At 50.2% G+C, this 11,907-nt stretch carries 10 protein-coding genes; 7 read left to right on the top strand and 3 right to left on the bottom strand.

The annotated features are described in order from the left end of the window. The first annotated feature begins 17 nt into the window (after window positions 1-17). The 7 genes from ACJHYD_RS14055 (at window position 18) to cobO (ending at window position 8,205) form a co-directional block, all read left to right on the top strand. Window positions 18-1,463, top strand: coding sequence for a methylaspartate mutase subunit E (locus ACJHYD_RS14055; protein ID WP_001550824.1), 1,446 nt, complete (start codon window positions 18-20; stop codon window positions 1,461-1,463). Continuing rightward, window positions 1,463-2,704 (top strand): methylaspartate ammonia-lyase, encoded by a 1,242-nt coding sequence (locus ACJHYD_RS14060; protein WP_000695027.1) that lies wholly within the window; start codon window positions 1,463-1,465, stop codon window positions 2,702-2,704. Before ACJHYD_RS14055 ends, ACJHYD_RS14060 begins: the two co-directional genes overlap by 1 nt. A gap of 3 nt (window positions 2,705-2,707) precedes the next feature. After that, complete coding sequence (locus ACJHYD_RS14065) at window positions 2,708-4,078, top strand: acyclic terpene utilization AtuA family protein (protein ID WP_000124258.1); 1,371 nt, start codon at window positions 2,708-2,710, stop codon at window positions 4,076-4,078. Beyond that, on the top strand, window positions 4,075-4,392 hold the full coding sequence (locus ACJHYD_RS14070; protein WP_000813947.1) for a DUF4387 domain-containing protein: 318 nt from the start codon (window positions 4,075-4,077) through the stop codon (window positions 4,390-4,392). The genes ACJHYD_RS14065 and ACJHYD_RS14070 overlap by 4 nt, the downstream gene beginning before the upstream one ends. 160 nt (window positions 4,393-4,552) lie before the next feature. After that, window positions 4,553-5,833: a dicarboxylate/amino acid:cation symporter gene (locus tag ACJHYD_RS14075; protein ID WP_000724204.1), complete on the top strand. Its 1,281-nt coding sequence runs from the start codon at window positions 4,553-4,555 to the stop codon at window positions 5,831-5,833. 107 nt (window positions 5,834-5,940) lie between these two features. Then, the gene (locus tag ACJHYD_RS14080) at window positions 5,941-7,593 is read left to right on the top strand and encodes a class I fumarate hydratase (protein WP_001550823.1); all 1,653 of its coding nucleotides are present in this window, start codon (window positions 5,941-5,943) and stop codon (window positions 7,591-7,593) included. A 9-nt stretch (window positions 7,594-7,602) separates the two neighbouring features. Beyond that, entirely contained in the window at window positions 7,603-8,205 is a 603-nt protein-coding gene (cobO, locus tag ACJHYD_RS14085; protein ID WP_000388207.1) for a cob(I)yrinic acid a,c-diamide adenosyltransferase, read from the top strand. 33 nt (window positions 8,206-8,238) lie between these two features. Here cobO and ACJHYD_RS14090 read toward each other — a convergent pair whose 3' ends face one another. The 3 genes from ACJHYD_RS14090 to sucC form a co-directional block, all read right to left on the bottom strand. Then, window positions 8,239-9,144 (bottom strand): LysR substrate-binding domain-containing protein, encoded by a 906-nt coding sequence (locus ACJHYD_RS14090; protein WP_001550822.1) that lies wholly within the window; start codon window positions 9,142-9,144, stop codon window positions 8,239-8,241. A 665-nt stretch (window positions 9,145-9,809) separates the two neighbouring features. Continuing rightward, on the bottom strand, window positions 9,810-10,679 hold the full coding sequence (sucD, locus tag ACJHYD_RS14095; RefSeq protein ID WP_001550821.1) for a succinate--CoA ligase subunit alpha: 870 nt from the start codon (window positions 10,677-10,679) through the stop codon (window positions 9,810-9,812). Then, window positions 10,679-11,845: an ADP-forming succinate--CoA ligase subunit beta gene (gene sucC, locus ACJHYD_RS14100; RefSeq protein ID WP_001048602.1), complete on the bottom strand. Its 1,167-nt coding sequence runs from the start codon at window positions 11,843-11,845 to the stop codon at window positions 10,679-10,681. The genes sucD and sucC overlap by 1 nt, the downstream gene beginning before the upstream one ends. Between the last annotated feature and the right edge of the window lie 62 nt (window positions 11,846-11,907).

The raw sequence follows: 11,907 nt of genomic DNA on the forward strand, positions 1-11,907 counted from the left end.
AATTAAGGCTGCAATCAATGGAACTTCGAAATAAGAAATTAACCCATGACGAATTCATGACCGAGCGGCAACAGGTACTGAAAACCTGGGAAACCGGCAAGGATGTTGAAAACTTTGAAGATGGCGTTAAATACCAACAAACCATTCCTGAGCATAAACGCTTCTCTCTTGCGCTGTTGAAAGCAGACAAGGAAGGTAAAACCCTTAGCCAACCGCGCGCAGGTGTGGCGCTGATGGACGAACACATCGAACTACTGAAAACACTACAAGAAGAGTGCGATCTGCTGCCGAGCACTATCGATGCATATACCCGTCTGAATCGGTACGAAGAAGCGGCTTTAGGGATTAAAAAATCCATCGAAGCCGGAACCTCTAAACTGAACGGTTTGCCGGTAGTTAACCATGGTGTCGCAGCTTGCCGTCGCCTCACCGAAGCCCTGCAAAAACCGCTACAGATCCGCCACGGCACGCCAGATGCGCGTCTGCTGGCAGAAATCTCGATGTCCAGCGGCTTTACCAGTTATGAAGGCGGCGGCATTTCCTACAACATTCCGTATGCCAAACGCGTAACGCTGGAAAAATCGATCCGCGACTGGCAGTACTGCGACCGTTTAATGGGGATGTATGAAGAACACGGGATCCGCATCAACCGCGAACCGTTTGGCCCACTAACAGGTACGCTGATCCCGCCGTTTATCTCGCACTCTATCGCGATAATCGAAGGCTTGCTGGCGCTGGAACAGGGTGTGAAATCTATCACCGTTGGTTATGGACAGGTCGGCAGCCTGACGCAGGATGTTGCGGCGATCCAGTCTCTGCGTGAACTTGCACACGAATATTTTCAGAGCTATGGCTATACCGACTATGAATTAAGTACCGTGTTTCACCAGTGGATGGGCGGCTTTCCGGAAGACGAATCGAAAGCGTTCGCTATTATCTCCTGGGGCGCAGCCGTCGCGGGGATGTCTGGTGCCACCAAAGTCATCACCAAAAGTCCGCACGAAGCCTGTGGAATCCCGACTGCCGCTGCCAACATTCAGGGGCTGAAAGCCTCCCGCCAGATGCTCAACATGGTCAATGAGCAGAAATTCCCGCCGTGCCCTGCGGTTGAACTGGAAATTGAACTGATTAAGAGCGAGGTTCGCGCGGTACTCAATAAAGTGTTCGAACTGGGTAATGGTGATATTGCGCGCGGTACGGTGCTGGCATTTGAAGCGGGCGTACTGGATGTGCCGTTTGCACCAGCCGCGTGTAACGCGGGCAAAATTCTTCCGGTCCGTGACAACACCGGCGCGATACGCGTACTGGAAGCTGGAGCCGTTCCATTGCCAAAAGATATTCTCGACCTCCACCACGATTACGTTGCTGAACGCGCACGCTTTGAAGGACGCCAACCGACATTCCAGATGGTTGTAGATGACATCAATGCTGTATCCCACAGTAAATTAATAGGAAGACCATAATGAAAATAAAACAGGCCCTGTTCACCGCTGGCTACTCCTCATTCTATTTCGATGACCAGCAGGCGATAAAAAACGGAGCGGGTCATGACGGCTTTTTTTATACCGGGGAGCCGGTAACACAGGGGTTTAACGCCGTTCGTCAGGCCGGGGAGTGCGTATCGGTACAGTTGATTCTGGAAAACGGCGCGGTCGCCGTAGGTGACTGTGCTGCCGTACAGTATTCCGGGGCAGGTGGTCGCGATCCACTGTTCCTCGCTGAGCACTTTATTCCGTTTCTCAACGACCATATCAAGCCATTACTGGTAGGCCGCGATGTGGATGCTTTCCTGCCGAATGCCCGTTTCTTCGACAAATTGCGTATTGACGGCAACTTGCTGCATACCGCCGTGCGCTACGGATTATCACAGGCGCTGCTTGATGCTACCGCGCTGGCAACCGGCCGTCTGAAAACTGAAGTAGTTTGCGATGAATGGCAGTTGCCACGCGTGGCGGAATCCATTCCATTATTTGGTCAGAGCGGTGACGATCGATATATCGCCGTCGATAAGATGATCCTTAAGGGCATCGACGTGCTGCCCCATGCACTGATTAATAACGTCGAAGAGAAACTAGGCTTTAAAGGTGAAAAACTGCGCGAATATGTCCGCTGGCTGTCGGATCGTATTCTGAGCAAGCGCACCAGCGCACGCTACCACCCTACCCTGCACATCGATGTATACGGCACTATCGGTCTGATCTTCGATATGGATCCGCTTCGCTGTGCGCAATACATCGCCAGCCTGGAAAAAGAAGCGCAAGGCCTGCCGCTCTACATTGAAGGGCCGGTCGATGCCGGTAACAAGCCCGATCAAATTCGCCTGCTGACCGCGATTACCAAAGAGCTGACGCGCCTCGGTTCCGGCGTGAAAATTGTGGCCGATGAATGGTGTAACACCTACCAGGATATTGTTGATTTTACTGATGCCGCCAGTTGTCACATGGTGCAAATCAAAACCCCGGATCTGGGCAGTATTCACAACATCGTCGATGCGGTTCTTTACTGCAATAGCCACAGCATGGAAGCGTACCAGGGCGGCACCTGCAATGAAACTGATGTCAGTGCCCGCACCTGTGTCCACGTCGCCCTTGCCGCTCGCCCTATGCGTATGCTGGTAAAGCCAGGGATGGGCTTTGACGAAGGCCTCGATATCGTCTTCAACGAAATGAATCGTACTATCGCGCTGTTGCAGGCTAAGGATTAACAAATGGCTCGTTCTTTTAAAGTGTTATCGCCAACGGCAATCCTCGGGTATGGATTCCCGGAAGAGAGCTTCCGTAAAGCGATGGCAGAATCGCCCGATCTGATCGCCGTTGATGCAGGCTCTTCCGATCCAGGCCCCCACTACCTCGGGGCAGGCAAACCGTTTACCGATCGCGCAGGGGTCAAGCGCGATCTGCGCTATATGATCACCGCAGGCGTGCAAAATAATATACCGGTGGTGATCGGAACGGCTGGCGGTTCTGGTGCCGCACCACACCTGGAGTGGTGCCGAGAAATAATTCATGAGATTGCCCAGGAAGAGCACCTCTCGTTCTCAATGGCGCTGATCCCGGCAGACGTTGACAAAGCCATCGTCCACCAGGCGCTGGATAACGGCAAAATCACGGCGCTGGAGTTTGTCCCGCCGTTAACCCACGACGCGATTGACGAAAGTACGTATATCGTTGCGCAAATGGGCATCGAACCCTTCCAGCGGGCGCTGAAAGAAGGCGCGCAAGTGGTGCTGGGCGGGCGCGCTTACGACCCGGCCTGCTTTGCTGCGCTTCCGATCATGCAAGGCTTTGATGAAGGTCTGGCGCTGCATTGTGGGAAAATCCTTGAATGCGCGGCAATCGCCGCAACGCCCGGCTCAGGCTCTGACTGTGCGATGGGCATCATTGATGACAACGGCTTTACGCTGAAGACATTTAATCCGAAGCGTAAATTTACCGAAACGTCAGCGGCTGCACACACACTGTATGAGAAATCCGATCCCTACTTCCTGCCTGGACCTGGCGGCGTGTTGAACCTGAAAGGCTGCACATTTAAAGCGGTCAATGACAGCGAAGTGTACGTCAGCGGTTCTAAGCATGAAGAAACGCCGTATGCCCTGAAACTGGAAGGTGCGCGACGAGTGGGCTTCCGCTGTCTGACCATCGCAGGAACGCGCGACCCGATCATGATCGCCGGGATCGATAAAATCATCGATGAAGTCAAAACCAGCGTTTCGCGTAACCTGTCGCTCGACGATGACAGCATTCGCATCAATTTCCACCTGTACGGCAAAAACGGGGTGATGGGAGACCATGAACCGATGCAAACTGCCGGGCATGAGCTGGGGATTGTCCTTGATGTAGTTGCACCGACCCAGGAAATTGCCAACAGCGTTTGCTCGCTGGTGCGCTCTACCATGCTGCACTACGGCTATGAAAACCGCATCGCTACCGCAGGTAATCTGGCGTTCCCGTTCTCCCCTTCTGATATCCAGGGCGGGCCAGTATACGAATTTTCCATATATCACCTGATTGAAGCCAACGACGCTCTGCGTTTTGATTTCCATATTGAACAGGTGACGCCAGAAGGAGTTCAGGCATGAAACAGTCAATTGTCTCACTGGCGCAAGTCATTCGTTCGAAAAATGCCGGACCTTACGAACTGGTTTTAGATATTTTATTTAAAACGAAAGAAAACTATGAGCGAGTTAAATCATCAGGGCAATTAACCCCAGAACTGATCGCGCGCTTATATCATGTTGAACCTGACTTTATTCATCGTATTGTCTGGTTTGATCCTTCTAACGCAGTAAAAATCGTCATGCCACGAGATATTATCTCCGGGAATGTAGGTGACAATGATGTCTATGGCGCACAGCAACATGCACCTTTATTAAATATGAGTTTCGATTTGTAAAAATCCGAACACTTTTAGCCAACTGACATCCCGTCACTTATTGCAGTTCAACACTTCAGCTATTTGTAAGGTTGTAATAGCAGGTAGATGCCTGAATCTCTATTCGAGCATCTACTTCTCCTGATTCTGATTTATCGCGGTGCACCTGATGGAGGAAAAAATGAAGAAAATAAGTTTAACCACGATGATTCTTTTGGCGCTGGTACTTGGAATGATTATCGGCGTAGTGCTCAATAACACTGCTTCACCGGAAACCGCAAAACTCTATGCGCAAGAAATATCGATATTCACGACGATTTTCTTACGACTGATAAAAATGATTATCGCTCCGTTAGTGGTCTCTACCCTGGTGGTAGGTATAGCTAAAATGGGAGATGCCAAAGCCCTTGGTCGTATTTTTTCTAAAACACTCTTTTTATTTATTTGCGCCTCATTGCTGTCAATTGCCTTAGGCTTGATAACAGTAAATTTCTTCATGCCAGGCACAGGAATTAATTTTGTTGCACACGGAGCCGAAACCACCGGAGTGGTCGCGTCAGAACCCTTTACGCTAAAAGTATTTATTTCGCATGCTTTCCCCACCAGCATTGTCGATGCCATGGCGCACAATGAAATTTTGCAAATCGTGGTGTTCTCAATTTTCCTCGGCTGTAGCCTGACGGCGATTGGCGAGAAAGGCAGCGCCATCGTTCACGCCTTAGATTCGCTGGCACATGCCATGTTAAAGCTCACTGGCTACGTCATGCTCTTCGCTCCCCTGACCGTATTCGCTGCTATTTCAGCATTGATTGCTGAACGAGGACTGGCAGTTATGGTGAGCGCCGGGATCTTTATGGGTGAATTTTATTTCACCATGTTATTACTTTGGGTGCTGCTTATCGGTCTGGCCATCGTTTATGTTGGCCCCTGCATCAGACGCCTGACCCGCGCCCTTTCGGAACCCGCCCTGCTGGCATTTACCACATCCAGTTCTGAAGCGGCTTTTCCGGGAACGCTTGAAAAACTGGAGCAATTTGGCGTTTCCCCCAAAATTGCCAGCTTTGTCTTACCCATTGGCTACTCATTTAATCTCGTTGGATCAATGGCCTACTGCTCCTTCGCCACAGTTTTCATCGCCCAGGCCTGCAATATCCATTTATCCATCGGTGAGCAAATCACCATGCTGTTGATCCTGATGTTGACCTCGAAAGGAATGGCTGGCGTACCACGCGCCTCAATGGTGGTTATCGCCGCCACGCTCAACCAGTTCAATATTCCGGAAGCGGGGCTGATCTTGCTGATGGGCGTTGATCCGTTCCTTGATATGGGGCGTTCAGCGACAAACGTCATGAGCAACGCAATGGGCGCTGCGATGGTGAGTCGGTGGGAAGGCGAACATTTCGGCGAGGGCTGTCGGGGTAAAGCATTAAAACCCAATGAATCGAACGTTGCTCTGCCCTGAGGGGGATCTTAAGCAATCAGAAGCCAATGACTACGCATTTTTATAAGCCGGATCATGAAGTTAGACGGCAATTAAGTAAAACTAACGTTTAAGGTGAAAAGTGAAATATGTCCAAACCATTTATCTGGCAAGAACCGTTTCTACAAAACAAAGACGGTACAGAATATACATTAATTAGCGATCAACATATTACAGTAACGGAATTAGACGGCGAAGAAGTGATAAAAATCGCTCCTGAAGCATTAACGCTGCTTGCCCGGCAGGCATTTTATGAAGCCTCTTTTTTCTTACGTTCCGCTCATTTGCAACAGGTCGCCAGCATTCTTAACGATCCGCAGGCCAGTAGTAATGATAAATACGTTGCGTTGCAGTTATTACGTAATGCTGAAGTCTCAGCAAAAGGGGTATTACCCAACTGTCAGGATACCGGCACCGCAACTATTGTTGCCAGTAAAGGGCAACAGATATGGACGGGAGGTAACGACGCTGAAGCCTTAAGCAAAGGCATTTACAGTACTTTCCAGGAAAATAATCTGCGCTTTTCACAAAATGCGCCGCTGGATATGTATACCGAAGTCAATACGCAAACCAATCTCCCGGCGCAGATTGATATCAGCGCTGTCGCTGGTAATGAGTACCATTTTCTCTGTGTTAATAAAGGGGGCGGCTCCGCCAATAAAGCCGCACTTTATCAGGAAACCAAATCCTTATTGCAACCAGAAAAACTGACCGCATTTTTAATCGAAAAAATGAAATCGCTGGGCACCGCTGCCTGCCCGCCTTACCACATCGCCTTTGTCGTCGGAGGGCTTTCAGCCGATCAAACCTTAAAAGTTGCCAAGCTGGCCTCTACGAAATATTACGACAATTTGCCCACCAGCGGAAACGAGCAAGGACAAGCATTCCGTGATATTGAGCTGGAAAAAGTATTGCTCGAGGCCAGTCAGCAATTTGGTATTGGTGCGCAATTTGGAGGTAAATATTTCGCTCATGATATTCGCGTCATTCGTCTGCCGCGTCACGGTGGCTCCTGCCCGATAGCTATGGCGCTCTCCTGTTCTGCCGATCGCAATATCAAAGCAAAAATTAACAAGCACGGTATCTGGCTGGAAAAACTCGAACACAATCCGGGGCAATATATTCCAGCCTCACTGCGGGAAGAAAATCACGCGCAACATGTACAACTGGATCTAAACCGTCCGTTGCGTGACGTGATGCAGGATCTCGCCAGATTACCGGTAGGTACCCGCGTGTCGTTAAGTGGTCCCATCGTAGTGGCGCGCGATATCGCCCACGCCAAAATAAAAGCGCGGCTGGATAGCGGCGAACCGATGCCGGATTACCTGAAGCATCATATTGTCTATTACGCTGGCCCGGCGAAAACACCGGAGAACATGGCCTGCGGTTCACTGGGTCCAACCACGGGCGGTCGAATGGACGGTTATGTCGATACCTTCCAGGCTGCTGGCGGCAGTCTGGTAATGTTATCGAAAGGTAACCGCAGCCAGCAGGTCACCGATGCCTGTCACAAACATGGTGGCTTCAATCTGGGTAGTATTGGCGGTGCAGCTGCGTTACTGGCGCAAGAATATGTCAAAAGTCTGCGTTGTCTGGAATACCCGGAGCTGGGTATGGAAGCGGTGTGGATGATGGAAGTGGAAAATCTGCCCGCATTCATCCTGGTAGATGATAAAGGCAATAATTTCTTTAGTCAGTTTGAGCAGCAACACCGCTGCGCCAGTTGCCCTGCGGGACATTAAGGAAAATGAATGGAAGCGCGAATTTCAACTGAACGGCATGTGCAACGCCAGCAGAAATTGAAGGAACAGGTCGATACGCGCGTCGCGGCGGCGATAGAGAAAAAAGGGATTTTGATTGTTTTCACCGGCAATGGCAAAGGGAAATCCACTGCCGCGTTTGGTACTGTGACGCGCGCGGTGGGTCATGGCAAAACGGTGGGGGTTGCGCAGTACATCAAGGGGCAATGGGACAACGGCGAATACAACCTTCTCCAGCCGCTCGGGGTTGAGTTTCATATTATGGGAACCGGTTTTACCTGGGAGACACAGAACCGGCAAGCGGATATCGACGCTGCGAAAGAGGTCTGGTCGGAAAGCAAACGGATGCTGGCTGACAAGCGTTACGACTTAGTGGTGCTTGATGAGCTGACCTATATGCTGGCTTACCATTATCTGGATACCGAAGAAGTGATCGCTTCTCTGCAAAACCGCCCGGCACAACAAAGTGTCATTGTCACCGGACGCGGTTGCCACAGTCAGATATTAAAAATGGCGGATACGGTCAGCGAAATCCGCCCCGTCAAACATGCTTTTGATAACGGCATTCAGGCGCAGCCGGGTATCGACTGGTAATAACTGCGCCTGGCATCCCGCCAGGCGCAGGTTTTACATCGCCTGCGGTACAACCGATTTCGCCAGCAACCATTCACGAAATTGCTGCAAGTGCGGCGAGTCAGACTTCTCTTCCTGCCACGTCATAATAAAACGATTACCGGTACGAATAGGCACATCACAGGGAATCACCATATCGCCACTATCCAAATCATGTTGAATAGCGAACCGTGGTAACAGCGCCACGCCGAGATTAGAGCGCACGGCGGCAATCAGCATTGAAAGCAAATCGAAACGTGGTCCGTTGTTGACCAGCGGACTGCTAACGCCAGATAAGGCAAACCACTCTTCCCAGCCAGTAATACGGGTACTTTGATGCAGAAGTGGTAACTCTGTAAGCAGTTCTGCCACTGACAGTTTTTGATCGGACATTGCAAGCAAACTGCCGCTGCATACCGGCAAAATCTCCTCATCAAAGAGATATTCTACTTCCGCCCAGGGCGCGCAAAAATTTTCGCGCATAATGACAGCATCGTACTCCCGATTAAGAAAATCGCCGTTATTAGCTAAAGAGTGAATATTAACAATAATATCGGGATGTAACTTTGTGAATTCATGTAAATTTGGGATTAACCAGTGGGTACTAAACGTAGGATTCACGGCAAGTTCAATAACCTTAACTGTAGGTTGCCAGGTCATAATGGTATTGGTATCGCGTTCCAGCTTATTTAATGTTTCTTTTACTATCCCCAGGTAATACTTCCCTGCATCATTAAGAAAAATACGTTTTTTAGAGTGTGAAAATAACGGAGTATGTAAAAATTCCTCCAGCGCACTCACTTGTCTGAATACTGCACTTTGGGTCAACGCTAACTCCTCTGCCGCTCTGGTATAACTTTCATGACGTGCGACGACCTCAAAAGTCACCAGCAGTTCCGTTTTAGGTATTTTTCCTCGCATAATGCCGTCCCTTAAAAATAGTTTAAACCATCAAAAATACATTACTTATTACGAAGTAATGGTAACCAAAGCAGCAATAAATAATTTATAAGAATCATGATTGACATTTATAACCCAGTAAGCCTGGCGTGACAAATATCTTAATCAGATAATAATAATCCGAAAAGCACAGCGCCTTTCGAATTATCCGGAATCACATTAAGTGAAAATTATTAAATTGATATCATTTATCATATCTGTGGATATTATGATAAACAATCAACAAAGATTTTATTTTTGATTTATAGCATATCCCTCTAAGAATTTTTGCGATGCTGCAATATCCGGGGTAAAGACCCGATCCTGGCTGACAAATGGCACGACTTGACGATAAGCGGTGAACATCGCTTTTGTTGATTTACTTAACGCTACGGTCAAACGCGGGGAAGCCAGTGCATCAGGTAACGATTCGAAATTCGCCGTCGTTCTTATTCGTGGCTTGCGGTCGGTTGCGGCAATCCACAGTGGCTGTGGTCATGCAGTCAAGCCAGCGGTCAGATTTCGACCGTGGTTAACATTTAAGGCATAAAAAAGGCCATCATACGATGGCCAACCATGTCGAAACCGACAGCCCTTCGCCATTCCTGTAGAGGGAAGCGGCGAGGGCTATTTCTTATTACAGATATTTATTTCAGAACAGTTTTCAGTACTTCACCGATATCCGCCAGGCTGCGAACGGTTTTCACGCCTGCGGCTTCCAGAGCAGCGAATTTCTCATCCGCAGTCCCTTTCCCACCGGCAATGATGGCACCCGCGTGGCCCATACGTTTGCCTTTCGGCGCAGTCACACCAGCGATGTAACCTACAACTGGCTTGGTAACGTGCTCTTTGATGTACGCAGCCGCTTCTTCTTCAGCGCTACCGCCGATCTCACCGATCATCACGATCGCTTCGGTCTGCGGATCTTTTTCGAACATTTCGAGGATGTCGATAAAGTTAGAGCCAGGGATCGGGTCACCGCCGATACCGACACAGGTCGACTGACCGAAACCGTAATCCGTGGTCTGTTTAACCGCTTCATAGGTCAGTGTACCGGAACGGGAAACGATACCCACTTTACCCGGTTTGTGAATGTGGCCCGGCTGGATACCGATTTTGCATTCACCCGGAGTGATAACGCCTGGGCAGTTCGGGCCGATCATACGAACGCCAGCTTCGTCCAGTTTCACTTTCACAGTCAGCATATCCAGCGTCGGGATGCCTTCAGTGATGGTGATAATCAGTTTGATGCCTGCATCGATGGCTTCCAGAATGGAGTCTTTGCAGAACGGTGCTGGTACGTAGATAACAGAAGCGGTAGCGCCAGTAGCAGCAACAGCTTCACGCACGGTGTTGAACACCGGCAGGCCGAGGTGGGTGGTGCCGCCTTTACCTGGGGTTACACCGCCAACCATTTTAGTGCCGTATGCAATGGCTTGTTCAGAGTGGAAAGTCCCCTGGCTACCGGTAAAGCCCTGGCAGATAACCTTGGTGTTTTTATCAATTAAAATGGACATTATTTCCCCTCCACTGCGGCAACAACCTGCTGAGCTGCATCCGTCAGACCTTTTGCTGCAATAATATTCAGGCCGCTGTCAGCCAGTTTCTTCGCGCCGAGTTCGGCGTTGTTACCTTCCAGACGTACCACGACCGGTACGTTAACACCCACTTCCGCTACCGCGCCGATGATACCGTCAGCGATCAGGTCGCAACGAACGATACCGCCGAAGATGTTAACCAGAACGGCTTTCACTTTGTCGTCAGAGAGGATGATTTTGAATGCTTCGGTTACACGTTCTTTGGTTGCGCCGCCGCCAACGTCCAGGAAGTTAGCCGGTTCGCCGCCGTGCAGTTTAACGATGTCCATCGTACCCATCGCCAGACCTGCGCCGTTAACCATACAACCGATGTTACCGTCCAGCGCAACGTAGTTCAGTTCCCACTGTGCAGCCTGTGCTTCACGCGGATCTTCCTGTGACTGGTCACGCATTTCGCGCAGATCAGGCTGGCGGAACAGTGCGTTGCCGTCAGCACCCAGTTTGCCGTCGAGGCAAATCAGATCGCCCTGTTTAGTGATGACCAGCGGGTTGATTTCGATCAGCGCCAGGTCGCGCTCCAGGAAAATGGTCGCCAGGCCCATGAAGATTTTGGTGAACTGCTGAACCAGTTTACCTTCCAGACCCAGTTTGAACGCCAGCTCGCGTCCCTGATACGGCATCGGGCCAGTCAGCGGATCAAGCGCAACTTTATGGATCAGGTGCGGAGTTTCTTCCGCCACTTTTTCGATTTCCACGCCGCCTTCGGTGGAGGCCATAAAGACCACACGACGGGAACTACGGTCAACAACGGCACCGAGATACAGCTCTTTAGCGATATCGGTCGCTGCTTCAACCAGAATCTGGTTAACCGGTTGGCCATTGGCATCTGTTTGATACGTTACCAGACGCTTGCCCAGCCAGTTTTCTGCAAAAGCACGGATGTCTTCTTTGCTGTTTACCACTTTCACACCGCCCGCTTTACCGCGGCCACCAGCGTGAACCTGACATTTCACTACCCACGGACCGGCACCGATTTTTGAAGCGGCTTCTTCTGCTTCGCGCGGAGTAGTACAGGCATAACCCACCGGTGCTGGTAAGCCATAGCGGGCAAAAAGTTGTTTTGCCTGATATTCATGTAAGTTCATGTGTTCTGTCCATCCTTCAGTAATCGTTATCTTTTAAACCGTAGACCGACACCCTATCCACG

Source organism: Escherichia sp. WS1368 (genome assembly GCF_046487485.1).
In the GTDB taxonomy this organism is placed as follows: domain Bacteria; phylum Pseudomonadota; class Gammaproteobacteria; order Enterobacterales; family Enterobacteriaceae; genus Escherichia; species Escherichia coli.

Excerpts from the sequence above, each read along its gene's own strand:
- ACJHYD_RS14055 (WP_001550824.1), top strand. The coding sequence starts at position 18 with ATGGAACTTCGAAATAAGAAATTAACCCATGACGAATTCATGACCGAG.
- ACJHYD_RS14060 (WP_000695027.1), top strand. The coding sequence starts at position 1,463 with ATGAAAATAAAACAGGCCCTGTTCACCGCTGGCTACTCCTCATTCTAT.
- ACJHYD_RS14065 (WP_000124258.1), top strand. The coding sequence starts at position 2,708 with ATGGCTCGTTCTTTTAAAGTGTTATCGCCAACGGCAATCCTCGGGTAT.
- ACJHYD_RS14070 (WP_000813947.1), top strand. The coding sequence starts at position 4,075 with ATGAAACAGTCAATTGTCTCACTGGCGCAAGTCATTCGTTCGAAAAAT.
- ACJHYD_RS14075 (WP_000724204.1), top strand. The coding sequence starts at position 4,553 with ATGAAGAAAATAAGTTTAACCACGATGATTCTTTTGGCGCTGGTACTT.
- ACJHYD_RS14080 (WP_001550823.1), top strand. The coding sequence starts at position 5,941 with ATGTCCAAACCATTTATCTGGCAAGAACCGTTTCTACAAAACAAAGAC.
- cobO (WP_000388207.1), top strand. The coding sequence starts at position 7,603 with ATGGAAGCGCGAATTTCAACTGAACGGCATGTGCAACGCCAGCAGAAA.
- ACJHYD_RS14090 (WP_001550822.1), bottom strand. The coding sequence starts at position 9,144 with ATGCGAGGAAAAATACCTAAAACGGAACTGCTGGTGACTTTTGAGGTC.
- sucD (WP_001550821.1), bottom strand. The coding sequence starts at position 10,679 with ATGTCCATTTTAATTGATAAAAACACCAAGGTTATCTGCCAGGGCTTT.
- sucC (WP_001048602.1), bottom strand. The coding sequence starts at position 11,845 with ATGAACTTACATGAATATCAGGCAAAACAACTTTTTGCCCGCTATGGC.